The organism is Rahnella aquatilis CIP 78.65 = ATCC 33071 (genome assembly GCF_000241955.1).
Lineage (GTDB): Bacteria > Pseudomonadota > Gammaproteobacteria > Enterobacterales > Enterobacteriaceae > Rahnella > Rahnella aquatilis.
On sequence record NC_016818.1, the window covers coordinates 464,857 to 490,615 of the forward strand.

Consider the following 25,759-nt stretch of genomic DNA (forward strand, 5'->3'; position numbering starts at 1 on the left):
AAACTAATAAGGAAAAGATAGAATGGCTAAGGGGCAATCTTTGCAAGATCCGTTCCTGAACGCATTGCGTCGTGAACGTGTTCCGGTTTCTATTTACTTGGTGAATGGTATTAAGCTGCAAGGCCAGATTGAGTCTTTTGACCAGTTTGTCATTCTGTTAAAAAATACGGTTAGCCAGATGGTGTATAAACACGCTATCTCCACCGTAGTGCCTTCCCGCCCGGTGTCACACCATAGCAATAATCCAGGTTCGGGCAGCACCAACAATTATCACCAAGGTAGCACTCCGTCTGCGCAACAGCCGCAGCAGGAAAACGATGACGCTGAATAAAGCGCAACGTTGGTCAACCACGAAGGGGTTCATAAGTATTCCGATTATGCTTATGCACCCCCGGCTGGCGAATTTTTCCCAAATGAGAGGTCGCAAGCTTGTTTGACCGTTATGAAGCCGGTGAGCAGGCCGTACTGGTTCATATCTATTTCTCGCAAGACAAAGACACGGAAGACCTGAGCGAATTTGAATCGCTGGTATCTTCTGCAGGTGTAGAGGCGTTGCAAGTCGTCACCGGGAGCCGCAAGGCACCGCACCCAAAATACTTTGTCGGTGAAGGAAAGGCCCAAGAAATCGCAGATGCCGTCAAAGCAACGGGCGCTTCTGTCATCCTGTTTGATCACGCCTTGTCTCCCGGCCAGGAAAGAAACCTGGAAGCCTTATGCGAATGTCGCGTTGTCGACCGCACCGGATTGATATTAGATATTTTTGCCCAGCGGGCCCGAACACATGAAGGTAAGTTACAAGTAGAACTGGCGCAATTACGCCACATCGCTACCCGACTGGTTCGCGGCTGGACGCACCTTGAACGACAGGGTGGTGGCATTGGCGCGCGTGGTCCGGGTGAAACCCAGCTCGAAACTGACCGACGTTTGCTGCGGGACAGAATCACTTTGATCCTCAGCCGTCTTGAAAAAGTGGCTAAGCAGCGTGAACAGGGTCGCCGTTCGCGCGTTCGTGCAGATATTCCGACGGTGTCTTTGGTGGGGTATACCAACGCCGGGAAATCCACACTCTTTAACCGTATTACTCAGGCCGATGTTTACGTGGCCAATCAGTTGTTTGCTACGCTGGATCCTACACTGCGCCGTATTATGGTGGCAGATGTCGGGGAAACAGTTTTGGCGGACACCGTAGGGTTTATTCGTCACCTGCCCCATGATTTGGTTGCTGCCTTTAAAGCAACATTGCAGGAAACCCGACAGGCATCTCTGTTACTCCACGTGATTGACGCAGCGGACATCCGGGTTCAAGAAAACATTGACGCGGTGAATACGGTGCTGGCAGAGATCGAAGCAGATGAAATTCCTGCGCTGTTAGTGATGAATAAAATAGATATGCTGGATGACTTTGTCCCGCGTATTGATCGCAACGAGGAGAATTTACCGGTCAGGGTCTGGCTTTCCGCCGTGACAGGTGAAGGTATTCCGTTGCTTTTCCAGGCATTAACGGAGCGACTCTCTGGCGAAATCGCGCAGCATGAATTGTGCTTACCGCCGGAAGCAGGCCGACTTCGTAGCCGTTTTTACCAGCTTCAGGCCATTGAAAAAGAATGGATTGAAGAGGATGGCAGTATTGGTCTGATGGTGCGAATGCCCATCGTTGACTGGCGCCGCCTCTGCAAACAAGAGCAGGAACTGGAAAGCTATGTCCGCAACCAGAGCCTGTCTGATTTGGCCTGAAGAACACCAATCATAGAATAATGGAGCTATAACATGGCGTGGAATCAGCCCGGTAATAACGGACAGGACCGCGACCCCTGGGGCAGCAGCAATAATAACAGCGGCAACTCTGGTGGAAATTCTGGTGGGAATAACGACAACAAAGGCGGCCGCAATCAGGGGCCACCTGATCTGGATGATATCTTCCGTAAGCTCAGCAAAAAGCTGGGGGGCTTCGGTGGAAAGGGTTCAGGCAACAACAATAACAGCAACAATGGTGCGCCAACGGGTTCCGGTCACGGAATGAGTGGCAGCCGGATTGCCGGCATTGCGGTCGCCGCAGTGGTGGTTATCTGGGCGGCGACAGGTTTCTATACCATTAAAGAAGCCGAGCGTGGCGTTGTGACCCGTTTTGGTAAGTTCAGCCATCTGGTTGAGCCTGGCCTGAACTGGAAACCGACCTTTATCGATCAGGTTCGCGCCGTCAACGTCGAAGCGGTACGTGAGCTGGCCGCGTCTGGGGTAATGCTGACGTCTGATGAAAACGTTGTGCGCGTTGAAATGAACGTGCAGTACCGCGTAACAGATCCTGAAGCCTATCTGTTCAGCGTCGCCAACCCTGACGACAGCCTGAGCCAGGCAACGGACAGCGCGTTGCGTGGCGTTATCGGCAAATACACGATGGACAAAATCCTGACTGAAGGCCGTACCACCGTGCGTAGCGATACTCAACGTGTACTGGAAGAAACCATTCGTCCGTACAAAATGGGTATTACCATTCAGGACGTCAACTTCCAGACTGCGCGTCCGCCGGAAGAAGTGAAAGCTTCCTTCGATAACGCGATCGCCGCCCGTGAAAGAGAGCAACAGTCTATTCGTGAAGCAGAAGCTTACGCGAACCAGATTCAGCCTCTGGCAAACGGTGAAGCACAGCGCTTACTGGAAGATGCTAAAGCCTATAAAGATCGTACGGTTCTGGAAGCACAGGGTGAAGTGGCCCGCTTCTCCAAACTGTTACCTGAATATAAAGCCGCGCCGGAAATTACCCGCGAGCGTCTGTATATCGAAACCATGGAAAAAGTCCTCAGCCACACGCGTAAAGTGCTGGTGAGTGATAAAGGTAATAACCTGATGGTCTTGCCGCTGGATCAAATGCTGCGCGGAAATAATGCAGCGGCCAACGACACCAGCAAAAATGATGACACAGGTTTGTTGCCTTCCGTCCCTGGTTTAACCAGCAGTAACAGCAAAAGCAGTGCCGATAACAGCAGTTCCCGTTCGTCTGGCAGTGTCATGGACCAGCGCCGTGCAAATGCACAGCGTGACGATACACTTCGCGTAGGGAGAGAATAACAATGCGTAAGTCATTTTTACTTATCGTCGTTGTGGTGCTGGTGGCGCTTTATGCTTCACTGTTTGTCGTTCAGGAAGGTCAGCGTGGTATCGTGCTGCGTTTTGGTAAAGTCCTGCGTGACAGCGATAACAAACCGCTGGTGTATGCGCCGGGTCTGCATTTTAAAGTTCCTTTCGTGGAATCCATTAAAATGCTCGACGCGCGTATCCAGACTATGGATAACCAGGCCGACCGCTTCGTCACCAGCGAGAAGAAAGACTTAATCGTCGATTCTTACCTGAAATGGCGCATTAGTGATTTCAGCCGCTACTATCTGGCAACGGGCGGTGGTGATGTATCTCAGGCAGAGATACTGCTGAAACGTAAATTCAGTGACCGTCTGCGTTCGGAAATTGGTCGTCTTGATGTTAAAGACATCGTGACCGATTCCCGGGGCCGTCTGACGCTGGATGTTCGCGATGCACTGAACACCGGTAGCGTAGGCGATGAGCCTGAAGCGACCACTGAAGCCGATGATGCGATTGCCTCTGCAGCAAAACGTGTTGAGCAGGAAACCAAAGGCAAACAACCTGCGGTGAACCCGAACAGCATGGCGGCGTTGGGTATCGAAGTGGTGGATGTACGTCTGAAACAAATCAACTTGCCGGAAGAAGTGTCCAGCGCGATTTACGATCGTATGCGTGCTGAACGTAATGCGGTGGCATTGCGTCACATCTCTCAGGGTAAAGAAGAGGCGACCAAGATTCAGGCTGCGGCGGATTACGAAAGAACCCGTACAGTGGCTGAAGCAGAGCGTACTGCCCGTATCACCCGTGGTGAAGGGGATGCCGAAGCGGCGAAACTGTTTGCTGATGCCTTCAGCCAGGATCCTGACTTCTATGCATTCATCCGAAGCCTGCGTGCTTACGAGGCCAGCTTCAAGAGCGGTAACGACGTCATGGTATTAAGCCCTGACAGCGATTTCTTCCGCTTCATGAAGTCACCTGAAAAAAATAAATAATTGCTTCTGCAATTTCCAAAAGGCCCTCCTGGGGCCTTTTGTCTTTTCTGAAATCCTTCTTTTTGGGGAAGGGATGCAATGAGAACGATTCATCATGAATGCGACAATCTGGCTGGCGCTGGCATTAGTTTTGGTGCTTGAAGGCCTGGGGCCGATGCTATATCCAAAAACATGGCGAAAAATGATCCTCTCGCTGGCGAATCTTCCGGACACGGTTTTACGCCGTTTTGGTGGGGGTCTTGTGGTCGCAGGCTTCGTAATTTACTACATGTTGCGTAGTCGTCTGGGTGGGTGAGGGTTTGTTACATCGGGCGTGTCACGTCTCGTTGAGACGGATAGCACGCAATTAAAATTTTTCCCGCAAACGTGTGCTAAAAGTGCTGGAAAGCACAGAATGAGATGTTAGAATCCTTTTTTAAGCAACCTGGTGATTCTTGAGATGGGTAAGAACGTCGTCGTACTCGGCACTCAATGGGGTGATGAAGGGAAAGGCAAGGTCGTAGACCTGCTGACTGAACGGGCTAAATATGTTGTGCGCTATCAGGGCGGTCACAACGCCGGTCACACTCTGGTTATCAACGGTGAAAAAACCGTTCTTCATTTAATTCCGTCTGGCATTTTGCGTGAAAACGTGACCAGCATCATCGGCAACGGTGTTGTTCTGGCTCCGGACGCCTTAATGAAAGAAATGGGCGAACTTGAAGCTCGTGGCATCCCTGTACGCGAACGTCTGTTACTGTCTGAAGCTTGCCCGCTGATCCTGCCTTATCATGTCGCCCTCGACATGGCGCGTGAAAAAGCGCGTGGCGATAAAGCGATCGGCACGACCGGTCGTGGCATCGGCCCGGCTTATGAAGATAAAGTAGCCCGTCGCGGTCTGCGTGTAGGCGATCTCTTCAATAAAGAAACTTTCGCTATCAAGCTGAAAGAAATCATCGAATACCATAACTTCCAGCTGGTTAACTACTACAAAGTCGAAGCCGTTGATTTCCAGAAAACGTTGGATGATGTGATGGCGATTGCCGACATCCTGACGGCAATGGTTGTTGACGTGTCTGAACTGCTGGATGGCGCGCGCAAGCGTGGCGACCTGATCATGTTCGAAGGCGCGCAAGGCACGCTTCTGGACATCGACCACGGGACTTATCCGTACGTCACCTCGTCCAACACCACTGCTGGCGGCGTCGCTACCGGTTCTGGTATTGGTCCACGTTATGTTGATTACGTGCTGGGTATCGTGAAAGCTTACTCAACCCGCGTGGGTGCAGGTCCGTTCCCGACTGAACTGTTTGATGAAACCGGCGAGTTCCTGCGTAAGCAAGGTAACGAGTTTGGGGCGACCACTGGCCGTAGCCGCCGTTGTGGCTGGCTGGACATCGTGGCTGTTCGTCGTTCTGTGCAGATCAACTCCCTGTCTGGTTTCTGTCTGACCAAACTGGATGTGCTGGACGGTCTGAAAGAAGTGAAGCTGTGTGTTGGTTACCGCATGCCTGATGGCCGCGAAATGACGACCACACCGCTGGCAGCAGAAGGCTGGGAAGGTATCGAGCCAATCTACGAAATTATGCCAGGCTGGACCGAAACCACCTTCGGTGTGAAAGAAGTCGAAAACCTGCCACAGGCAGCGCTGAACTACATCAAGCGTATCGAAGAGCTGACTGAAGTGCCGGTTGATATCATCTCTACTGGCCCGGATCGTAGCGAAACGATGATTCTGCGTGACCCGTTTGACGCATAACAGCCAGAGCTGATTGCGTAAAAACGTCATAACCGGGCAAAATTGCCCGGTTTATTTTTTTCTGAATCCCTTCGCTTGTTTACTTTTCATAAACCATCCACTATCTAAATGATTAGCTGCAAAGTTCGCGGCTGGTTTATCATCAAAGTGTCATAATAAACAATCATCTTCACCCTGTTGTCATTGCTGACGTGGAAAGACCGGGTAATAGCTACCCAGAGGTAAGTGTGCAGTTAACGAGTTTTACTGATTATGGTTTGAGAGCGTTGATTTATATGGCTTCATTGCCGGACGATCAGATGACCAACATTTCGCAGGTCACCGAGGTTTACGGTGTATCGCGCAACCACATGGTGAAAATCATTAATCAGCTGAGCCGTGCTGGTCTGGTCACTGCCGTTCGCGGAAAGAACGGAGGTATAAAACTGGGTAAGCCCGCAGAGACCATTCGCATTGGCGATGTGGTGCGCGAACTGGAACCTCTTTCGCTGGTCAATTGCGCCAGCGACTTTTGTCATATCACGCCTGCATGCCGGCTAAAACAAGTCCTGCACACTGCTGTAGAACATTTTCTTGATGAGCTGAATCAGTACACTCTGGCCGATATGGTCAAAGATAACTCAACGCTCTACAAATTATTGCTTGTTGAATGAAAGACTTTCAACAAACTGCTGATGACAACGGAGGAACCGCTATGTCACAAGATCCATTCCTGGAACGAGAAGCAGAAAAATACGAATCACCCATTCCCAGCCGTGAATTTATTCTGGAACATCTCGCTAAACGGGAAACCCCAGCCAGCCGGGAAGAGATCGGTAACGAACTGAATCTGTCCGGAGAAGAAGCCCTGGAAGCTCTGCGTCGCCGTCTGCGCGCCATGGAGCGTGATGGCCAGTTAGTCTTTACCCGCCGTCAGTGCTACGCGCTGCCGGAGCGTCTGGACTTGCTGAAAGGCACGGTCATCGGTCATCGCGATGGTTACGGTTTCCTGCGTCTGGAAGGCGTAAAGAAAGACGATGTGTATCTTTCTGCTGAACAAATGAAAATGTGCATCCACGGTGACGTGGTACTGGCACAGCCGGTCGGTACCGACCGTAAAGGCCGCCGTGAAGCGCGCATCGTGCGTGTGCTGGTGCCGAAAACCAGCCAGATTGTAGGCCGTTACTTTACCGATGCCGGTGCCGGTTTTGTGGTTCCCGACGACAGCCGTCTGAGCTTTGATATTCTGATCCCGGCCGATGCCATTAACGGTGCGCGCATGGGATATATGGTGGTGGTCGAGCTGACACAGCGTCCGACCCGCCGCACCAAAGCGGTCGGTAAAATTGTTGAAGTGCTCGGCGATAAAATGGGTACCAGCATGGCGGTAGATATCGCTCTGCGTACCCATGAAATCCCACACGTCTGGCCGCCACAGGTTCTGAAACAGGTCGAAGACCTGAGTGAACAGGTGCCGGAAGAAGCGAAAAAAGGCCGCGTGGATTTACGCAGTCTGCCGCTGGTCACCATTGATGGTGAAGATGCCCGCGATTTCGATGACGCCGTGTACTGTGAGAAAAAACGTGGCGGTGGCTGGCGCTTATGGGTGGCAATCGCCGACGTGAGCTATTACGTCCGTCACGGCACTGCGCTGGACGATGAAGCCCGCAGCCGCGCGACGTCGGTGTATTTCCCGTCGCAGGTTGTACCGATGCTGCCGGAAGTGCTGTCTAATGGCCTGTGTTCCCTGAACCCGCAGGTAGACCGCCTGTGTATGGTCTGTGAGATGACTATCTCCGCGCAGGGTAAGCTGACCAGCTCCAAATTCTACGAAGCCGTGATGAGCTCTCACGCGCGTCTGACATACAACAAAGTCTGGCGCATCATCGAAGGTGATCCGGAACTGCGTGAGCAATATTCACCGCTGGTCAAGCATCTGCTTGAACTGCACACCATGTACAAAGTATTGGATCAGGCGCGTGCAGAACGTGGTGGTATCGCGTTCGAAACCGAAGAAGCGAAATTCATCTTCAATGCTGAGCGCCGTATCGAACGTGTCGAACCGACGGTGCGTAACGATGCCCACAAACTGATCGAAGAGTGCATGATCATGGCGAACATTGCTGCCGCGCGTTTTGTTGAAAAACATAACGAACCGGCCCTGTTCCGCGTGCATGACCGTCCAAGCGATGACCATATCTCGGCGCTGAAAAGTGTGCTGGGTGAACTGGGTCTGGTGATGGGCGGCGGCATGAAACCTGAGCCGAAAGATTATGCTCAGATCATGGATGAACTGGCCGATCGTCCTGACCGCGAGATGCTGCAAACCATGCTGCTGCGTTCGATGAAACAGGCGATTTACGATCCGGAAAACCGTGGCCACTTTGGTCTGGCATTGCCTTCTTACGGGCACTTTACGTCGCCAATCCGTCGTTATCCGGATCTGGCACTGCACCGTGCGATCAAGTATCTGCTGGCAAAAGAGCATGGCACGCTGAAAGATCGCTGGACGCCAACCGGCGGCTGGCACAGTGATTACGAAGACATGTTGCAACTCGGTGAGCATTGTTCGATGGCAGAACGCCGTGCGGATGAAGCCACCCGTAACGTCGCTGACTGGCTGAAGTGCGACTTCATGCAGGATCACGTGGGCGAAACCTTCACCGGCATTATCGCCAGTGTCACTGGCTTCGGCTTCTTCGTGCGCCTCAACGATCTGTTCATTGACGGTCTGGTGCACGTGTCATCGCTCGACAACGATTATTACCGTTACGACAACATCGGCCAGCGTCTGGTGGGGGAATCCTCCGGCGCGGTTTATCGCCTGGGCGATACGGTAGAAATCCGCGTTGAAGCCGTGCACATGGACGAACGTAAAATCGATTTTGCGCTGGTTTCCAGCACCCGCAAAGCACGGGGTGAAGGCAAAACCGCACGTGACCGCGCGAAAAAAGGGGGCGAACGTACCATGCGTTCTGCCGCGCCAGCCAATGCGGGCCGTCGCCGTACTGCTAAGAAAAACGTGAACTTTGAGCCGGACAGTGCATTCCGCAAAGATGACGCGAAAACGGCTAAACCGAAGAAAGAGAAAGCGGCCAGTGCTGTGGGTAAAGACGGTAAGCCGAAGAAAGTCAAAAAGCCTTCTGACAAAACCGCAAAAATTGCGGCGGCCACCCGAGCCAAACGCGCGAAGAAAAAGCAGCCTGACAGCTAATCCTTTCTGACGATTCTTCTATGATAGAATCGTCTGTAACCTTACTAAATTGCGGACAGCTTGCTGTCCGCAAGTCTATTTTAAAGAGCATCATGAGCGAAATTATCTACGGTATTCATTCCGTTAAAGCCTTACTCGACAACGATCCGCAACGCTTTCTGGAGGTCTTTATCCTGAAAGGCCGTGACGATAAACGCCTGAAACCGCTGATCGACGAGCTGGAAGCCAGCGGTATCGTGATCCAGGTGGCGAGCCGCCAGTGGCTGGATGAGAAATCCGAAGGGGCTGTGCATCAGGGGATTATTGCGCGTGTACGCGAAGGCCGCCAGTATCAGGAAAATGACCTGCCTGCATTGCTGGAAAGTCTCGATTGTCCGTTCCTGCTGGTGCTGGATGGCGTAACGGATCCGCATAATCTGGGTGCCTGTCTGCGTACTGCGGATGCGGCCGGTGTCCACGCGGTAATTGTTCCGCGTGACCGTTCGGCGAAACTGAACGCCACCGCGAAAAAAGTCGCCAGTGGCGCCGCTGAAAACGTGCCACTGATCAACGTGACCAATCTGGCGCGTACGTTGCGTGTATTGCAGGAACATAATGTCTGGATCGTCGGCACGGCGGGTGAAGCCGATCATGACCTGTTCCAGAGCAAAATGACCGGCCCGATGGCGCTGGTGATGGGTGCAGAAGGTGAAGGTATGCGCCGTCTGACCCGCGAACATTGCGACGAACTGATCAGCATCCCGATGGCGGGGAGCGTTTCTTCCCTGAACGTTTCCGTAGCCACCGGCGTTTGCCTGTTTGAAGCAGTACGTCAGCGCGGTCTGAAGAAGAGCTGATTGTCGTTTATTGATCCGCTGCTTACATAATTCGCTGATTAAACGGGAGCCTCAGGGCTCCCGTTTGCATTTGCGCGTTTGTGATCTGTCCGTCTGTTAATTCCCCGTTTTTTACCATACTTACGCCATATCTTTATGAAAGGGAGCAGGCGATGGACTGGGAAACACACCGGGTTTTCAATCAACCCAAGCCGCTGAGCAACAGCAATTTATTTCTTTCGGATACGCCGCTGCGTGAAGCGGTTTCCCGTCAGCAGGCGGGATGGGATGCAGATGTGCTGGCGTCCCTCGGGCAACAGTTAGGCTCTGCGGAATCGCTGGAATTGGGCAGGCTGGCGAATACCAATCCGCCCGATCTTTTGCGTTATGACACCACCGGTGAACGTCTTGATGACGTGCGTTTCCATCCGGCGTGGCATCTGCTGATGCAGGGGCTGATCGCCAACCGTGTGCATAATTTACCGTGGCAGGAAGACGCGCGTATCGGTTCTGTGGTGGCGCGTGCGGCACGTTTTATTCTTCATGGCCAGGTTGAAGCGGGGACGCTATGTCCGGTGACGATGACATTTGGCGCGATCCCGCTGCTGCAAAAATATCTTCCGCCGGAATTCAGTGGCTGGATGAAACCGCTGTTATCTGACCGTTATGATCCGCATCTGCAATCCGGCGATCAGAAGAAAGGCGTGCTGATCGGCATGGGCATGACGGAAAAACAGGGCGGCTCCGACGTGCTCAGTAACACCACGCGGGCGACAGCGCTGGAAGGCCGCGGTAGCGGAAAGCCTTATCATCTGGTCGGCCATAAATGGTTTTTCTCCGTGCCGCAAAGCGATGCACATCTGGTGCTGGCGCAGGCCGACGGCGGCCTTTCCTGCTTCTTTCTGCCGCGCGTATTGCCAGACGGCACGCGCAATGCCATCCGTATAGAGCGGCTGAAGGACAAACTGGGTAACCGCTCGAACGCCAGCAGTGAAGTCGAGTTTCAAAACGCCACAGCCTGGTTGCTGGGCGAGGAAGGCGAGGGTGTTCGTCATATCCTGAAAATGGGCGGCCACACACGGTTTGACTGCGCGCTGGGCAGCCATGCCATGATGCGCCGGGCGTTGTCGGTTGCACTTTACCACGCGTTTCAGAGACAGGTGTTTGGCAAGCCATTAACCGAACAGCCAATGATGCGTCAGACCCTCAGCCGGATGGCGTTACATCTTGAAGGGCAGACGATGCTGCTGATGCGTCTGGCTGCCGCTTGCGGCGCACGGGATAATCCGGCGGAACAATTGTTATGCCGCCTGCTGACGCCTGCTGCCAAGTTTGAAGTGTGCCGTCAGGGGATGCCGTTTGTGGCAGAGGCGATGGAAGTGCTGGGCGGTATTGGCTATTGCGAAGACAGTGAATTGCCACGTTTGTACCGCGAAATGCCGGTCAACAGCATCTGGGAGGGCTCAGGGAATGTGATGTGTCTGGATGTGCTGCGTACGCTCAAAAAACTGCCTGCCAGTGCGGACATGGTACAGCAGATTTTGCATCAGGCGCGCGGACAAAATCGTGTCTTTGACCGGGCGTCACGCCAGTTTTTACAACGGCTGCGTACACCGGAAGAAGCGCAGGGGCGCTGGCTGACCGGCCAGCTATGTCACCTGCTGACAGCGGCGCAAATGCTGGAGTTTGCCTCGCCACCGGTGGCAGATGCGTGGTGCCGCATGGTGCTTGATCCGCGCGGCGAAACGCTGTTGCCGGAACGGTTATGTCAGTTGTTACTTAACCGCGCGATTGGGGCTGAATAATCAGCGGTAAAGTGTAGCCTGGGAATACCAGCGGCCGGGAATGATGGTTTCGCTGTTAAACATGATCACGTAGTAATGAGCACCTGCAGCATCGGCGCGGCGCTGGATTTCGGCTTCGGCATCCATCGGGCTGCCAATCACATCGACCGTGATACTGCCAATTTTGGTCAGGGTGGAGGTCTGCGCGCGGGTAATTTCCTGCGCTTTGTCCGTCGCAGCAGGCGGTGCAACCGGCGTGGTTTGCATCAGATTACTGCAACCGCTAAGCGCCGCCAGTACAAGCAGCAGGGCGGGGATTCGGAGGGATTTCATCGTGATATCCGGTTAAAGGGCGATACTATGAGTGTAGCCCTTTAACCGGTCTGCTGGCGAGTCTGCGCGGCGTTTATTGCCGCGCGAACCGCATTCTAGCGTTCGGATATTTTAAAGACGCTGACCAGTTGTGAAAGGTGGCGGCCTTGTTCGCTGAGCGCCGCCACGGTTTGCTGTGAATTTTCCACCAGCGTGGCGTTCTCCTGCGTCGCTTTGCCAATCTGCATAATGGCAATATTTACCTGCGAAATACCGGAAGACTGTTCGTGCGACGCCACATCGATATCGCTCATCAGCACCTTTACCTGATTAATGCCCTGTAAAATATGGCTCATGTTTGCCTGCGTTTTGGCCGCACTCTGATGGCCGTCTTCGACTTTGCCCAGGGAATCCGCGACCAGATTTTCAATCTCCTTCACCGCATTGGAACTGCGCTGTGCCAGCGCCCGGACTTCTGATGCGACGACGGCAAATCCGCGTCCGTGCTCACCGGCTCTGGCGGCTTCTACGGCGGCGTTCAGGGCCAGAATGTTAGTCTGGAAGGCGATGCCTTCGATAACGGTCGTGATATCCGCGATGCGCGTTGAGGCGTGTTTAATGGCCTCCATGCTCATGACCGACTGATTCACCGCCTCCGCGCCAACGGTGGCCGCTTTATCGGTCTGTTGCACCAGTTGTGTGGCCTGTGTAGCGTTGTCCGCTGTGTTCTGAACGGTGGCAGTAATCTGCTCCATACTGGCCGAGGTTTCTTCCAGGCTGCTGGCTTGTGTGCCGATCTGCTGAGTGATCTGCTCGCTGTCGTGTGCCAGCCCCTGAGTGCTCATCATGATTTCAGACGAAACCTGCCGTACCTCGTCGACAATTTTTTCCAGCCCGTGACCGATACCGTCAATGGCATGCATCAGTGCACCAATTTCATCGATGCGCTGCGTCTCAGCCCGCGCGCGCAGGTCCCCGCTGGCATACTGTTGTGCGATGCGTACGACCTCGCTCAACGGGCGGCTGACCAGTTTGCGGGTCAGTCCGATAAACAGAGCCGCAAAACACGCCAGCGCCAGCAGGCTTATCAGCAGAAACTGATTGCGCGTACTGTTGACCTGTTCCATCAGGCTGTTTTTATCGGTACTGCCGACCACAACCCAATGCCAGGCCGGAACATTCGCATACACCATAAATTGCTGATGCTGGCTGGCCGCATCCGTGTATTCGCGCTGGCCTTTTGGCTGCGACATGACCTGTTGTAACTCGCCGTCAGGCCACGCAGGGGTTTTACCTTCCCCGGTCGGATGAACCAGATATTTCCCCTGATCTTTCCCCGGTGCGCTGTTCAGTACAAAGAAATACCCTTTCTCACCAATACGTTTGGACAGGATTTTCTGGCGCATATCGGCATATTCTGCCGTGATATCGACACCCACGAACAAAATCCCAATCACATTGCCCTGCGCATCGCGCACCGGCTGGTATTTGGTAATGTATTGTTTACCAAATAATGTCGCCAGTCCGCTGAAGGATTGTCCGGCCATAATTTGTGCATAAGCCGGGCTGGTATTATCGAGTAACGTGCCGATAGCGCGGCTGCCATCCTGTTTTTTCAGGGACGTGGTTACGCGGATAAAGTCATCGCCCCGGCGGGCAAACACTGTAGAAATTGCACCGGTGCGTGCCAGAAAATCATCGGGAATTTTACTGTCGAGATTCAGGGGTGTACCGCCTGCTTTAATGACCGGTGCTGACTGATCGCCCACCATGACAGGGCTGGCGGGATCCAGTTCGAAATCCGACGGCAGAAAATGACTGAACAGGCGCGTATAGCTGTCCACTTCCGCATTCAGGCTGGCGTTGTACATTTCTATCATGTCCACCACGCCGGTCACCTGCTCAGAAATGGCGTTAACGGTCAGTTCACTGACCTGCTTTCCGGCAGAATGCGTCAGTGACAAAGTGAAAATAATAAATAAGGTTCCGACGAGCAGCGAGGCGATGCTGGCCAGTTTTGCGCCAATGCTCCACCGTCGAAATGCACGTTTTGATGCTTTTTTCATGGTTTTTTCCCGTTAGCTTCTGATAGCGCACTAACGGCGGATAACGGGAAAGGATTAATGTTCAAATGTAACTATTTATTTCAATTTAAATTGATCTGAATCAATGAAATAAAAATGAATATATGAATTTGAATTAATGTCGATCTGACCAAAACAGCGGGCTGGACATAACAGGTTATAAATCATACGAAAAAGGTTGTAGTCGCCATTTTTCAGACCCGTAGAATGGCGTGGCACATAGCAGCCGACATTTTTACGAAACGCGCAGGGGAAGACACGATGATTGAGATGTATGAAGAAGATGTAGACGGGATCCAGATCATCCACGCCGTGCCCGCCGGACAGTATCAGCAGCAACTCCCGACGATTTTTTTCTATCATGGTTTTCTGTCTTCTAAAGAGATTTACTCGTATTTCGGCTACACACTGGCGAAAACGGGTTTTCGTGTGATCCTGCCTGATGCGTTAATGCACGGCGCACGTGCGGAACACAGTGAAGAGCGCTGTCTGGCGAATTTCTGGCATATTTTACAGAACAATATTGATGATCTGGCCTTGCTTAAAGAAGCGTTTGTCGGACGGGGTCTGGCGGATCCGCAGCGTTTAGGTGTCGGTGGCGTTTCGATGGGCGGCATGACCACCATGGCGGCGCTGGTCAAATTCCCGTGGATTAAAGCGGCGGCAAACCTGATGGGCTCCGGTTATTTCGCGCATTTATCCCACCATCTTTTCCCTGCTTACAACGCCGGTGGTATGGTGCAGCGTGATGTGTTTGAACGCGAAATCGCACCTTTACTGAGTCTTGATATCAGCGGGAAAGCGGCGTTAATCGCAGATATTCCTTTGTTTGTCTGGCACGGGGAAGAGGATGACGTTGTGCCGTTTGGCGAAAGTCAGCGGTTGCGACAGGAGCTGGCTGAAAGTGGCGCGGATGCCAATCTGACCTTTATTTCTGAGGCTGGCGCCAGGCATAAAGTCTCGGTTCATGCGCTGGCAGAAGCCACCGCTTTCTTCGCTGCAAAGCTGTAGAGAAATTAATCTGCCTTTCTCCTTGAGTTTCCCACAGGCTGTACATATAATTGCGCGTCATTTTTTCGACCGCACACAAACACGTTCCTTGCTTCCATGGGCCGCGGTTGACCCTGACAGGAGGCTGAATAATCCGTAAGGAGCAATTCGATGCGTCATTACGAAATCGTTTTTATGGTTCACCCTGACCAAAGCGAACAGGTTCCGGGCATGATCGAGCGTTACAGTGCAGTAATCACTAACGCTGCTGGTCAGATTCACCGTCTGGAAGACTGGGGCCGCCGTCAACTGGCTTACCCGATCAACAAACTGCACAAAGCTCACTACGTTCTGCTGAACGTTGAAGCTCCGCAGGAAGCGATCGATGAGCTGGAAACTAACTTCCGCTTCAACGACGCCGTTATCCGTAGCATGGTTATGCGTACTAAACACGCGGTAACTGAAGCATCTCCAATGGTTAAAGCAAAAGACGAACGTCGTGATCGTCGTGAAGATTTTGCTGAAGCTAATGATGATGCTGAAGCTGGGGATTCTGAAGAGTAATTGCCGTGACGGCGAATCGTCTGGTGTTGTCGGGCACTGTGTGCAAGACACCCATTCGTAAAGTCAGTCCTTCGGGCATTCCACACTGCCAGTTTGTGCTAGAGCACAAATCGTCGCAGCAGGAAGCCGGATTTAACCGACAAGCATGGTGCAGAATGCCCGTGGTTGTCAGTGGACAAGCGTCACAAGCATTAACTCACAGTATAACGGTCGGCACGCAACTCACTGTTACCGGATTCATTAGCTGCCATCAAGGGCGCAATGGTCTGAATAAAGTGGTGTTACATGCCGAGCAGATTGATTTGATAGATTCTGGAGACTAGCCTAATGGCACGTTATTTCCGTCGTCGCAAGTTCTGCCGTTTCACCGCGGAAGGCGTTGTAGAGATTGATTACAAAGACATCGCTACACTGAAAAACTACATTACCGAAAGCGGTAAAATTGTCCCGAGCCGTATTACCGGTACTCGTGCAAAATACCAGCGTCAGCTCGCTCGTTGCATCAAGCGTGCTCGCTACCTTTCATTGTTGCCATACACTGATCGTCATCAGTAATCGGCCACTGTCTATTAACGACTTTGAGAGGATAAAGTAATGCAAGTTATTCTGCTTGATAAAGTAGCAAACCTGGGCAGCCTGGGTGATCAAGTTAACGTTAAAGCGGGCTACGCTCGTAACTTCCTGGTACCACAGGGCAAAGCTGTTCCTGCTACCAAGAAAAACGTTGAGTTCTTCGAAGCACGTCGTGCAGAACTGGAAGCCAAACTGGCTGACGTTCTGAACGCTGCTGAAGCTCGCGCAACTAAAATCAACGAACTGGGTTCAGTCACCATCGCGTCTAAATCAGGCGACGAAGGCAAACTGTTCGGCTCTATCGGTACTCGCGATATTGCTGATGCAGTAACTGCTGCTGGCGTTGAAGTTGCTAAAAGCGAAGTTCGTTTGCCGAACGGCGTCCTGCGTACTACGGGTGACCACGAAGTGGAATTCCAGGTACACAGCGATGTGTTCGCTAAACTGAACGTGATCGTGGTTGCTGAAGCGTAATAACGCGGAAGTAAACCTGTGAAACGCCGGCCTTGTGCCGGCGTTTTGCTTTTCTGCGTCAGAAAAATGCACAGAGGGGAAGGGATGAGAAACGGGATCAGTTACCGCGCTGGAAACTGCCGTCTGGCTGACGGGTAAATGTCACCGTAACATTCTGATCTGTTGTCACTTGCAGGGCCATGACTGCCCCCTGCGCATCACGCTGTATCTTCACTTCCTGCCCGGTCTTCAGGGTGCTTAGCGGTTTATCCGCCCCTTCTACCCGTGCCATCGAAAATACGTCGTTTACTGCCATATTATTATCGCGGAACAACTGCGCCAGCGTCTGACCCGACTGCACCTGATAACTGCGCCATGTGCCGCTGTTGTCATTACTTTGTGGCTGAACAGGCTCAGGTTGTGCCATTTGTGTCGTGCGACCCTGATCGTTACGCAAATCGGCCTGCATCGGGATGCTGGCCGGTTGTTGCGGTTGCGATGGGGCGTAGGTGTTTTCTGGCGTATACGGCCACAGTAATGCCAGCAGGATGACCAGCGCAGCAAGGATCATGCCGCGACGATGTGCATACGGCAGTGGCGACATCCAGTGGAAATCGTCGCTCATATGCCAGATTTTGCTCAACAGCGTTTTGCCGCGTGTTGCAGCAGATGTTCCGGTTTCCGTTTCCGCAGAAGTGATTTCACTTTCGCTTTCACTTTGCGGTGCTGTCGTGTCTCGCATCGGCCTTTTCATAATGGCAATCCAGGATCTCAACATGGGTTGATAAATACGGATGGCTTTCCTTCTCCTGGGCGGGATTCTGCCCATGACGACCTCTCTTGTTAACTGTCGTAATGTCGACTGCCTGTTGCTGCCTAGTATAGCTGTTTAACTGCTTGATGCGGAAAGGGACAAAGCACAAATATCACCCAAACGATGTCCTGAATGGCGTCAAATGCGAAAAATTTCCCGAAAAGGGAAAGGAACTGCGTCTGCCGTCATGTTGCCTCACACAGGATTTTACCCAAAAGCCTTGCGCTGCTATGCTGCGCCTTCGACATTTTTAAGAGCTAAGGAAATTTCATGACTACCCCTTCATTTGACAGCGTAGAAGCGCAGGCAAGTTACGGTATCGGCCTGCAGGTCGGTCAACAGTTGCAGGAATCAGGTTTGCAGGGCTTAGAGCCTGACGCACTGCTGGCAGGCTTACGCGACGCGCTGGAAGGGAATACGCCAGCCGTTCCTGTTGATGTGGTTCACCGCGCACTGCGTGAAGTCCACGAACGTGCTGATGCTGTTCGTCGTGAACGTCAGGAAGCACTGGCAGTTCAGGGTCAGGAATTCCTGACTGCAAATGCACAGCGTGAAGGCGTGAGCAGCACCGAATCAGGTCTGCAATTCTCTGTCATCACCCAGGGCGAAGGTTCAATCCCGGGCCGTCAGGATCGCGTACGTGTTCATTACACCGGTAAACTGATCGACGGTACTGTGTTTGACAGCTCCGTACAGCGTGGCGAGCCGGCGGAGTTCCCGGTCAACGGCGTTATCGCGGGCTGGATTGAAGCACTGACCCTGATGCCGGTGGGTTCTAAGTGGGAACTGTATATCCCGCATAATCTGGCTTACGGCGAACGTGGCGCAGGGGCTTCCATCCCTCCCTACAGCGCACTGATCTTCGAAGTTGAGCTGCTGGAAATCCTGTAATACCTTACGGATAACAGAAACAGAAAAGGGCGCATAAGCGCCCTTTTCTGTTTCTGAAACCTGACTTATTCGCCACGCAGCGCGCGCGGGAACAACAGGTTGTTTTCCAGATGGATATGCTCCATCAGGTCAGTGATGAATTCGTTGATGCCCGCGTACAGTGCCCGCCAGGTCACACACGCCCCTTCAGGCGGCGTCACGTTATGGGTCAGGCGTTTGATCTCTTCCAGAATCTGTCCCGCATCATCGTGCTCACGTTCCATGACGGAGATCGGACCGGCAGCCTGACGGCCCATTCCGCCGCGAATCATCGGGAACAGAATTTGTTCTTCTTTCATCATGTGGCTGGTCAGTTCTTCCAGAATCAGTTGCAGCTGAACTGCCAGTCCGTGCGGACAAGGTAATTTGTCACCGTGTACCCGTTCCACTTTCTCTGCCATCAGAACCAGTTCAGGCAGCTCCTGACGGTGACGATCGTGGTAGCGTGGAATAATAAAATCGATAATTTGCGCCAGCGGTGCGCTTTTCCAGTCAGTGGAGGTATCCGGCTGTCGGGCAATCTCAGCAATCTGTTGTTCGATGAGGTCAATATCCAGCTCTTTTTTGGTGACCGCACGTAGCAGGGTTTGTTTACCGCCACAGCAGAAATCGAGATCGTACTGACGGAACAGACGTGTAGCGCGCGGAATGGCAACAGCCAGAGCGCCAAGGGGTTGGTCGCGATAGTCCATGATGAAGCCTCGTTAAATGAAAGAATTTATAACATGTATTATAAATGCATGTTTAAGTCGCGGCTATAGCTCAAAGGAAGTACAGACAGAAAAAACGCCCCGGTCAGGGCGTTTGAAGGGAGCATTATTTTTGCAAATCGACCTGATAAATCTCAAAACCTATAGCATCGGTGCCTTTAGCCGTCATCGGGTATTGCGCGTGCGACTGAATAAAGGCTGCTGCTTTGTCGCCAGGAGATGTTTCGAAACGGATATCCAGCGGTTGCGTTGCCGTAATTTTCGCCAGTTTCCAGTTGTTGTCTGCCGTTGGCGTGACCGCACCTGCTTTTTTGGTTTCCGCGCTGATATACGCGGCGACCACGGAACGGTTTTCATCAGGTGATGCAAAAGCGATGTGTTTATCACCGGTACCTGCGAATTTTCCGCCGTAAGCCCGGTAATTATTCGTGGCGACCAGGAAGCTGGCTTTCAGGTCTATCGGCTTACCGTTGTAGGTCAGGTTTTTAATGCGTTCGGCCTCTTTGTTAATCAGGGTGCATTCGCCATCGAATTTTGCAGGCTGACTGACATCAACCTCATATTTCACGCCATCGATAACGTCAAAATTATAAGTACGGAAACCATCCCAGTTGATCAGCGATTGCGGCTTGGTATTGTGAATATCGATTTGGTTAAACTGTCCGGCAGAACATTCCAGCCAGTCCTTCACTTCCTGTCCGGTGACTTTCATCACCACCAGCGTATTCGGATACAGATATAAATCTGCCGCATTGCGGAAAGTCAGCTCGCCTTTTTCCACTTCCACGAAACTGGCCGGATCGTTTTTACGGCCACCGACTTTAAATGGCGCAGCAGCAGAAAGTACCGGCAGATCGGCTAAATCCGGGTCGCCCTGAATGAAATGTTCGGTATAGGCTTTCTGCGCATTATTGACGATTTGTACTGTCGGATCGTCCTGAACCAGCGCCAGATAGCTGTACATGTTGTCGGTGGATTTACCGATGGGCTTGCTGACAAATTTACGTGTTGCGTCATGAGAAGGAGCGAGCACTTTCACCAGACTTTGATCTTCCGCCGCCAGAGATTTCTTCTGCTCTTTATCGTAAATCGGGCGCGCTTCAGCTTTAGCCGTTTCGACTTTCCAGCTGCCACTGTCGTTGTTCAGCACCATATCCACGACACCAAGATGGTCGCCCCACATGCCCGGCATGACGGCAGGAACGCCATTCAGCGTGCCTTGTCTGATGTCTGCGCCTTTAATACTGGCGAATTCCTCACTCGGGAAAACGGCGTGTGCGTGGCCGAACATAATGGCGTCGATGCCTTTCACCTGGCTCAGGTAATAGACCGAGTTTTCTGCCAGGGTTTTATAAGGATCGCCCGACAGGCCGGAGTGCGGGATAGCGACAATAATGTCGGCACCTTGCTTACGCATTTCCGGGATCCACTTTTTAGCGGTTTCGGTGATATCCGCCACGGTGACTTTGCCCTGCAGATTGGCTTTGTCCCAGACCATGATTTGCGGCGGTACAAAACCGATATAGCCGATGCGCAGATTATGGGTTTTGCCTTCGCGGTCCTTTACCGCGTTGTCGGTGATCAGGAATGGCGTGAACAGCGGCTTACCGGTTTTATCATCAATGACGTTGGCATTCACATACGGGAATTTCGCTCCGGCCAGTGCCTTTTTCAGGTAATCCAGACCGTAGTTAAATTCGTGGTTGCCCAGATTGCCGACCGCGTAATTCAGCGTGTTCATTGCCAGATACACCGGGTGGACGTCGCCCTGTTTCAGGCCTTTCGCCGCCATGTAATCGCCCAGCGGACTGCCCTGAATGATGTCGCCGTTGTCGACTAATACGGAATTGGTCACTTCGTTACGCGCCGCGTGGATCAGGCTCGCGGTGCGCACCAGTCCAAATTTATCGGTCGGTTTATCTTTGTAGTAATCGAAGTCCATCATGTTGCTGTGCAGGTCCGTGGTTTCCATAATGCGCAGATCCACCTGTGACGCCTGAACGGATGTCGCCGTCAGTGTCGCCAGCAGGGATAACGTCAGATGACGTTTATTCATTGCCTTGCCTCCAGAGAAAGGGATGATGCCCGTAAAAGAAAACCGGATATGTATCTCAAAATTTGCTGAGAATGTAATCAGTTGTCATGGATAAATGTGAGATGTAACAGCTTTATGGCGTGTTCACATTACGGGATGGCTATTCGCGGCAAAAAAAACTAGGCTTGAGAAATGAGAATCAAAGCACTGAGGTAAACGATGTTAGAGCAAATTTGTCAGTTAGCGCGCGATGCGGGTGACGCGATCATGGCGGTGTATGACGGTGAACAACCGCTGGATGCGCGCCATAAAAAAGACGATTCGCCGGTCACCGCAGCAGATATTGCAGCGCACAACGTGATTAAAGCTGGCCTGCAAACGCTGGATCCGCAAACGCCGATGCTGTCGGAAGAAGACCCGCAAAGCTGGGGCGAGCGCCAGAACTGGACGCGTTACTGGCTGGTTGATCCGCTGGACGGTACGAAAGAATTCCTGAAACGTAACGGTGAATTCACCGTGAATATTGCGCTGATCGAAGACGGTATCCCGGTGTTGGGCGTGGTGTACGTGCCGGTGACCAAGGTGATGTACAGCGCCGCAGAAGGCAAAGCCTGGAAAGAAGAGCAGGGGGTACGTCAGCAGATTGCCGTGAAAGAAGCGCATCCGCCGCTGGTGGTCGTCAGCCGTTCGCACTTCAGCAATGACCCTGAATTGCAGGATTATCTGGCGCAACTGGGCGAACATCAGACGGTAGCCATCGGTTCGTCGCTGAAATTCTGTCTGGTGGCGGAAGGCACAGCACAGCTTTATCCGCGCTTCGGGCCCACCAATATCTGGGATACCGGTGCCGGTCATGCTGTCGCGCTGGCCGCCGGAGCGCAGGTACATGACTGGAAAGGTCAGACGCTGGACTACGTGCCACGTGAATCATTCCTCAATCCGGGCTTCAGAGTGTCTTTATTCTGATATGACACCCCGGTTTATGACCGGGGTTTTTACGTTCTATTCTTTTACCAGGTGATCCACCAGCGTAATCACCTGCTGAACTTCCTGCGGCGACAACTGCCCGTCTTTAGCTAATTTAATCACCCCGTTTTTATCCAGCACCACTACCGCCGAACTTTCCGGTTGCAGTTCCCACGCTTTTTTCACCGCACCGTGACTGTCGACGATCACCTGCGACCACGGGAATTCACGTTTGCCACTTTCAATGCTTTTGCGCACAAACAGGCCGGTGCCGATAATCGCATCGTCGGTATTGACGATCGTCGTGGTCTGGTAACGATCATGCGGCAAGTTCGCCGCCCTGATGGCGGTGATCAGCGGCTCATTCAGCGCTTTGGCGCTGCTTCTTCCCGCCATGTGCTGCACGATACGCACTTTGCCAGGCAGTTTTGCGCTGTTCCATTTGCTGTAACTGAATACATCCTTAATGTCATTCAGTTCGCCTTTATCATCCACTCCGACCGGTGCCAGACGCTGGCCGACGGTAAAGTTGTGGGCAGAAGCAAAAAACGAAAATGTCATAAAAATGATCACAAAAAGACTTCTTAAAAGCATAGATTCTCCGGGGCGCAAAAGAACAGTCACGCCAATCATAGGACGGCATAAGTGGTCTGTCCTGTTGGTATGTTAAATTTGTGTTGCTGGTTACAAAATTGCCACATAAAGCAGGGTTATACTGTGTTTGAATGTCAGGGTTTAAGACAATACTGAAAAGCAATGTAAAAGCAGTTAAATCCACTGGCAATACCCGAGTGCCCTGCTATGTTATAGGTCTCTTCACTGCAAAATACTTTTCTGTCCCGGTATCTGTCGCCTTGCGACGTGGCCGGTACATGCAGTGATTTAACGGAGAACAATAGAAAAATGAGAATCTTCCAGCGTTACAATCCGATGAAAGTCGCGAAGTACGTTAAAACACTGTTTCGTGGACGTTTGTATATCAAGGACGTCGGTGCTTTTGAGTTTGACCATGGCAAGATTTTATTGCCAAAGGTTCGTGATAAGCGCCACTTTAGCGTGATGTCTGAAGTTAACCGGCAGGTTACGCATTTGCAGACAGAAATGGGCTAAGTGCCCTGCGTATTGACACTGCGGTTTCGCAGTGTGCGCAAAAAATAAACGGCTCCCTGGAGGAGCCGTTAGTGTTTCTGGCGTTTGAATTTCCCACGCGCGAAAAAAGCGCCTTACCCTTGCGCTTTCTTCTCGTCTTTAATTTCCTGCGGCGTTTTTGGCAGCAGTGGTGTCACCGGTTGATCGACAATACGCGTCACCAGCAACTGATCAATCTTGTAGCTGTCGATATCAACTACTTCAAATTTGAAGCCGGAGAATTTCACAAAATCCGTACGTTTCGGGATTTTACGCAGCATGAACATCATGAAGCCGCCGATGGTTTCATAGTTACCGGATTGCGGAAATTCTTCGATATGCAGCACGCGCATCACGTCTTCAATTGGCGTACCGCCTTCAATCAGCCATGAATGCTCGTCACGTGCCACAATCTGTTCTTCCATGCCCTGGCCGACCAGATCACCCATCAGCGTCGTCATCACGTCATTAAGCGTGATAATGCCAACCACCAGCGCATATTCATTGAGGATAACGGCAAAGTCTTCGCCTGCCGCTTTAAAGCTTTCCAGCGCTTCGGAAAGCGTCAGCGTATCCGGCACAATCAGCGCATTGCGGATTTGCACACCGCTGCTTAGCATTAAACTCTGATTGCCCAGTACGCGGTTCAGCAAGTCTTTGGAATCGACGTAACCGACCACCTGATCAATATGGCCATCGCATACCAGGAATTTGGAATGCGGATGCGTGGCAATTTTCTCTTTAATACTTTCTTCGCTTTCACGCAGGTCAAAGTAAATCACGCTTTCACGCGAGGTCATGGAGGAGGGCACCGTACGGGATTCCAGCTCAAACACGTTTTCAATCAGCTCATGTTCCTGCTTACGCAGTACACCCGCCAGTGCACCGGCTTCAAAGACGGCATAAATATCGTCGGACGTGATGTCGTCGTTACGCACCATCGGTAGCTTGAAAAGACGGAAAATCGTGTTCGCCATGCCATTGAAGAACCACACCATCGGGCGGCAAATCATCAGACAGAAACGCATCGGGTTGACTATACGGACGGCAACCGACTCAGGTGAAATCATACCGATGCGCTTCGGCGTCAGGTCAGCAAACAGAATGAACAGGCTGGTGACCAGGACGAAGGAAAAGATAAAGCTGATTTGATCCGCCATTTCAGGCGACATAAAGCGGATAAAAAATGTCTGGAAAGCCGGGGAAAATGCGGCATCACCCACAATACCACCGAGGATAGCGACGGCATTGAGGCCAATCTGCACCACGGTAAAGAACAGGCCAGGGGTTTCCTGTAACTTCATGACACGGGAGGCATTGACGTTTCCTTCGTCTGCCAACTGTTTGAGTTTTATTTTGCGGGAAGCGGCCAGCGATATCTCAGACAGCGAGAAAAAGGCACTGATCGCGATTAATAAGAGAATCAGTAAGATACTGTTTAACATAATCTATCCGTTTAACACCGGAATTAACCGGCAGAGAAAGGCACTCATTATTTTTGTTGCTTAAAGAACATCCTTTTAAGAAAAACATTAAAAAGCTGTTCAGAAGAAAAAAGCGTTAAGGATGAAAAACAAAGATAATTGCCAGAAATAGTTTCAAAGGGCCACATTTGTGACCCGCATAGTATAGCAGCAGCACTGAGACTGCCGCCAGCGCTTAAAAATCCCGCATTATAACGGCGGCAGACAGACGCCTATGCCGCCTAATCCGCAGTAACCTTCCGGGTTTTTAAACAAATACTGTTGATGTTCGTCTTCTGCGTAATAAAACGGCAGGGCTTCGGTGATTTCCGTGGTGATGGTGCGCTTATCATTCGCTTCGTCCATCGCCTGCTGGAAACTCGCCAGACTTGCCAGCGCCTGATCCTGTTGTTCTGCGCTTAGCACATACAGCGCAGAGCGATATTGCGTACCGATATCGCCGCCCTGACGCATACCCTGCGCCGGGTCGTGATTCTCCCAAAAAATCTGCAACAGTTTTGCGTAGCTTATCACCGCCGGGTCAAAGACCACACGAACGACTTCCGCATGGCCAGTCTGACCGGTGCACACTTCGCGGTATGTCGGGTTCGGTGTGAAACCGCCGCTATATCCCGCTGCCGTGCTGTAAACCCCTTCCTGTTGCCAGAACAAACGCTCTACACCCCAGAAGCAGCCCATCGCGAAAATCGCGACTTCCATGTTCTCAGGAACATATGTCATTGAGTGGCCATTTACGGCATGAAGGGTCGCCACCGGCATAGGGGTTGTGCGGCCAGGTAACGCTTCTGCCTGTGTGACAGACTGCGTTTTATCGGAAAGTTGCACCACGGGAAACTCCAGTTGTTGCTTTAGTGAACGAGGTTTGTAACAAAAGGTTTGTATGAATAACAACGACCAACAGGTCAGTGTTAGTTGTATCTGATTGCGTCTTTGCACACAATACGGAGGACGTTGCTTCGTCGTTGAACATTTTCAGGGGATTAGCACTAAAATGCATTCATCAGACTTTAAAAAGATGAATCTGCCAAAGACGGGCGGATAATCTCCGGCGGGCATCTGATATTTTAACAGGACAGTAAAATTTAGCAGGAGTGCGTGTGCCACGATATCGTGAACTGG

Annotated in this window: 26 protein-coding genes; 18 read left to right on the top strand and 8 right to left on the bottom strand. The window is 52.1% G+C overall.

Going from position 1 to position 25,759, the window contains the following annotated elements; translation table 11 throughout:
- Positions 1 to 22 precede the first annotated feature (22 nt).
- The 10 genes from hfq (at position 23) to RAHAQ2_RS02240 (ending at position 11,618) form a co-directional block, all read left to right on the top strand.
- On the top strand, positions 23 to 331 hold the full coding sequence (gene hfq, locus RAHAQ2_RS02195; protein ID WP_013573763.1) for an RNA chaperone Hfq: 309 nt from the start codon (positions 23 to 25) through the stop codon (positions 329 to 331).
- Positions 332 to 429: 98 nt separating this feature from the next.
- Positions 430 to 1,734: a ribosome rescue GTPase HflX gene (gene hflX, locus RAHAQ2_RS02200; protein WP_014333660.1), complete on the top strand. Its 1,305-nt coding sequence runs from the start codon at positions 430 to 432 to the stop codon at positions 1,732 to 1,734.
- Between the two features lie 33 nt (positions 1,735 to 1,767).
- On the top strand, positions 1,768 to 3,066 hold the full coding sequence (gene hflK / locus RAHAQ2_RS02205) for an FtsH protease activity modulator HflK (RefSeq protein ID WP_014333661.1): 1,299 nt from the start codon (positions 1,768 to 1,770) through the stop codon (positions 3,064 to 3,066).
- A 2-nt stretch (positions 3,067 to 3,068) separates the two neighbouring features.
- The gene (gene hflC, locus RAHAQ2_RS02210; protein WP_013573766.1) at positions 3,069 to 4,067 is read left to right on the top strand and encodes a protease modulator HflC; all 999 of its coding nucleotides are present in this window, start codon (positions 3,069 to 3,071) and stop codon (positions 4,065 to 4,067) included.
- 94 nt (positions 4,068 to 4,161) lie between these two features.
- Positions 4,162 to 4,362 (top strand): DUF2065 domain-containing protein, encoded by a 201-nt coding sequence (locus RAHAQ2_RS02215; RefSeq protein WP_013573767.1) that lies wholly within the window; start codon positions 4,162 to 4,164, stop codon positions 4,360 to 4,362.
- A gap of 144 nt (positions 4,363 to 4,506) precedes the next feature.
- Positions 4,507 to 5,805 (top strand): adenylosuccinate synthase, encoded by a 1,299-nt coding sequence (locus tag RAHAQ2_RS02220; protein WP_013573768.1) that lies wholly within the window; start codon positions 4,507 to 4,509, stop codon positions 5,803 to 5,805.
- A 227-nt stretch (positions 5,806 to 6,032) separates the two neighbouring features.
- On the top strand, positions 6,033 to 6,458 hold the full coding sequence (gene nsrR, locus RAHAQ2_RS02225; RefSeq protein ID WP_013573769.1) for a nitric oxide-sensing transcriptional repressor NsrR: 426 nt from the start codon (positions 6,033 to 6,035) through the stop codon (positions 6,456 to 6,458).
- Positions 6,459 to 6,499: 41 nt separating this feature from the next.
- Complete coding sequence (gene rnr, locus RAHAQ2_RS02230) at positions 6,500 to 8,998, top strand: ribonuclease R (RefSeq protein ID WP_014333662.1); 2,499 nt, start codon at positions 6,500 to 6,502, stop codon at positions 8,996 to 8,998.
- A gap of 92 nt (positions 8,999 to 9,090) precedes the next feature.
- Positions 9,091 to 9,834 (top strand): 23S rRNA (guanosine(2251)-2'-O)-methyltransferase RlmB, encoded by a 744-nt coding sequence (rlmB, locus tag RAHAQ2_RS02235; protein WP_014411562.1) that lies wholly within the window; start codon positions 9,091 to 9,093, stop codon positions 9,832 to 9,834.
- Between the two features lie 152 nt (positions 9,835 to 9,986).
- Positions 9,987 to 11,618: an isovaleryl-CoA dehydrogenase gene (locus RAHAQ2_RS02240; protein WP_014333663.1), complete on the top strand. Its 1,632-nt coding sequence runs from the start codon at positions 9,987 to 9,989 to the stop codon at positions 11,616 to 11,618.
- Here RAHAQ2_RS02240 and bsmA read toward each other — a convergent pair whose 3' ends face one another.
- A complete protein-coding gene (bsmA, locus tag RAHAQ2_RS02245; protein ID WP_014333664.1) occupies positions 11,619 to 11,930 on the bottom strand; it encodes a biofilm peroxide resistance protein BsmA in 312 nt (103 codons plus the stop codon).
- Between the two features lie 95 nt (positions 11,931 to 12,025).
- Positions 12,026 to 13,975 (bottom strand): methyl-accepting chemotaxis protein, encoded by a 1,950-nt coding sequence (locus RAHAQ2_RS02250; RefSeq protein WP_014333665.1) that lies wholly within the window; start codon positions 13,973 to 13,975, stop codon positions 12,026 to 12,028.
- A 279-nt stretch (positions 13,976 to 14,254) separates the two neighbouring features.
- Between RAHAQ2_RS02250 and yjfP the strand changes: the two genes are divergently transcribed.
- The 5 genes from yjfP (at position 14,255) to rplI (ending at position 16,594) form a co-directional block, all read left to right on the top strand.
- Complete coding sequence (gene yjfP, locus RAHAQ2_RS02255) at positions 14,255 to 15,004, top strand: esterase (RefSeq protein ID WP_014333666.1); 750 nt, start codon at positions 14,255 to 14,257, stop codon at positions 15,002 to 15,004.
- 150 nt (positions 15,005 to 15,154) lie between these two features.
- A complete protein-coding gene (rpsF, locus tag RAHAQ2_RS02260; RefSeq protein WP_013573776.1) occupies positions 15,155 to 15,547 on the top strand; it encodes a 30S ribosomal protein S6 in 393 nt (130 codons plus the stop codon).
- A 5-nt stretch (positions 15,548 to 15,552) separates the two neighbouring features.
- Positions 15,553 to 15,870, top strand: a complete 318-nt coding sequence (gene priB, locus RAHAQ2_RS24765; RefSeq protein ID WP_013573777.1) for a primosomal replication protein N — start codon at positions 15,553 to 15,555, stop codon at positions 15,868 to 15,870.
- A gap of 4 nt (positions 15,871 to 15,874) precedes the next feature.
- Complete coding sequence (gene rpsR / locus RAHAQ2_RS02265) at positions 15,875 to 16,102, top strand: 30S ribosomal protein S18 (RefSeq protein ID WP_002210155.1); 228 nt, start codon at positions 15,875 to 15,877, stop codon at positions 16,100 to 16,102.
- Between the two features lie 39 nt (positions 16,103 to 16,141).
- Positions 16,142 to 16,594, top strand: a complete 453-nt coding sequence (gene rplI / locus RAHAQ2_RS02270; RefSeq protein ID WP_014333667.1) for a 50S ribosomal protein L9 — start codon at positions 16,142 to 16,144, stop codon at positions 16,592 to 16,594.
- Positions 16,595 to 16,691: 97 nt separating this feature from the next.
- On the opposite strand, the gene RAHAQ2_RS02275 is transcribed toward rplI, so the two are convergent.
- Positions 16,692 to 17,402: a LysM-like peptidoglycan-binding domain-containing protein gene (locus RAHAQ2_RS02275; protein ID WP_014333668.1), complete on the bottom strand. Its 711-nt coding sequence runs from the start codon at positions 17,400 to 17,402 to the stop codon at positions 16,692 to 16,694.
- Positions 17,403 to 17,657: 255 nt separating this feature from the next.
- Here RAHAQ2_RS02275 and fklB point away from each other — a divergent pair, with 255 nt between their 5' ends.
- Complete coding sequence (gene fklB, locus RAHAQ2_RS02280) at positions 17,658 to 18,278, top strand: BamJ family beta-barrel-assembly machinery protein (protein ID WP_014333669.1); 621 nt, start codon at positions 17,658 to 17,660, stop codon at positions 18,276 to 18,278.
- A gap of 65 nt (positions 18,279 to 18,343) precedes the next feature.
- On the opposite strand, the gene ytfE is transcribed toward fklB, so the two are convergent.
- Together ytfE and RAHAQ2_RS02290 are read right to left on the bottom strand one after the other, a co-directional pair.
- Complete coding sequence (gene ytfE / locus RAHAQ2_RS02285) at positions 18,344 to 19,009, bottom strand: iron-sulfur cluster repair protein YtfE (protein WP_014333670.1); 666 nt, start codon at positions 19,007 to 19,009, stop codon at positions 18,344 to 18,346.
- Between the two features lie 124 nt (positions 19,010 to 19,133).
- Complete coding sequence (locus RAHAQ2_RS02290) at positions 19,134 to 21,083, bottom strand: bifunctional 2',3'-cyclic-nucleotide 2'-phosphodiesterase/3'-nucleotidase (RefSeq protein WP_014333671.1); 1,950 nt, start codon at positions 21,081 to 21,083, stop codon at positions 19,134 to 19,136.
- A gap of 198 nt (positions 21,084 to 21,281) precedes the next feature.
- Between RAHAQ2_RS02290 and cysQ the strand changes: the two genes are divergently transcribed.
- Positions 21,282 to 22,028, top strand: a complete 747-nt coding sequence (gene cysQ / locus RAHAQ2_RS02295; RefSeq protein ID WP_014333672.1) for a 3'(2'),5'-bisphosphate nucleotidase CysQ — start codon at positions 21,282 to 21,284, stop codon at positions 22,026 to 22,028.
- Between the two features lie 36 nt (positions 22,029 to 22,064).
- Here cysQ and RAHAQ2_RS02300 read toward each other — a convergent pair whose 3' ends face one another.
- A complete protein-coding gene (locus tag RAHAQ2_RS02300; RefSeq protein ID WP_014333673.1) occupies positions 22,065 to 22,622 on the bottom strand; it encodes a YtfJ family protein in 558 nt (185 codons plus the stop codon).
- Positions 22,623 to 22,931: 309 nt separating this feature from the next.
- Here RAHAQ2_RS02300 and RAHAQ2_RS02305 point away from each other — a divergent pair, with 309 nt between their 5' ends.
- Entirely contained in the window at positions 22,932 to 23,138 is a 207-nt protein-coding gene (locus RAHAQ2_RS02305) for a DUF1107 domain-containing protein (RefSeq protein ID WP_014333674.1), read from the top strand.
- 113 nt (positions 23,139 to 23,251) lie between these two features.
- Here RAHAQ2_RS02305 and paeA read toward each other — a convergent pair whose 3' ends face one another.
- Positions 23,252 to 24,601: a polyamine export protein PaeA gene (gene paeA / locus RAHAQ2_RS02310; RefSeq protein ID WP_014333675.1), complete on the bottom strand. Its 1,350-nt coding sequence runs from the start codon at positions 24,599 to 24,601 to the stop codon at positions 23,252 to 23,254.
- Positions 24,602 to 24,829: 228 nt separating this feature from the next.
- Positions 24,830 to 25,465, bottom strand: a complete 636-nt coding sequence (msrA, locus tag RAHAQ2_RS02315) for a peptide-methionine (S)-S-oxide reductase MsrA (RefSeq protein WP_420802811.1) — start codon at positions 25,463 to 25,465, stop codon at positions 24,830 to 24,832.
- Between the last annotated feature and the right edge of the window lie 294 nt (positions 25,466 to 25,759).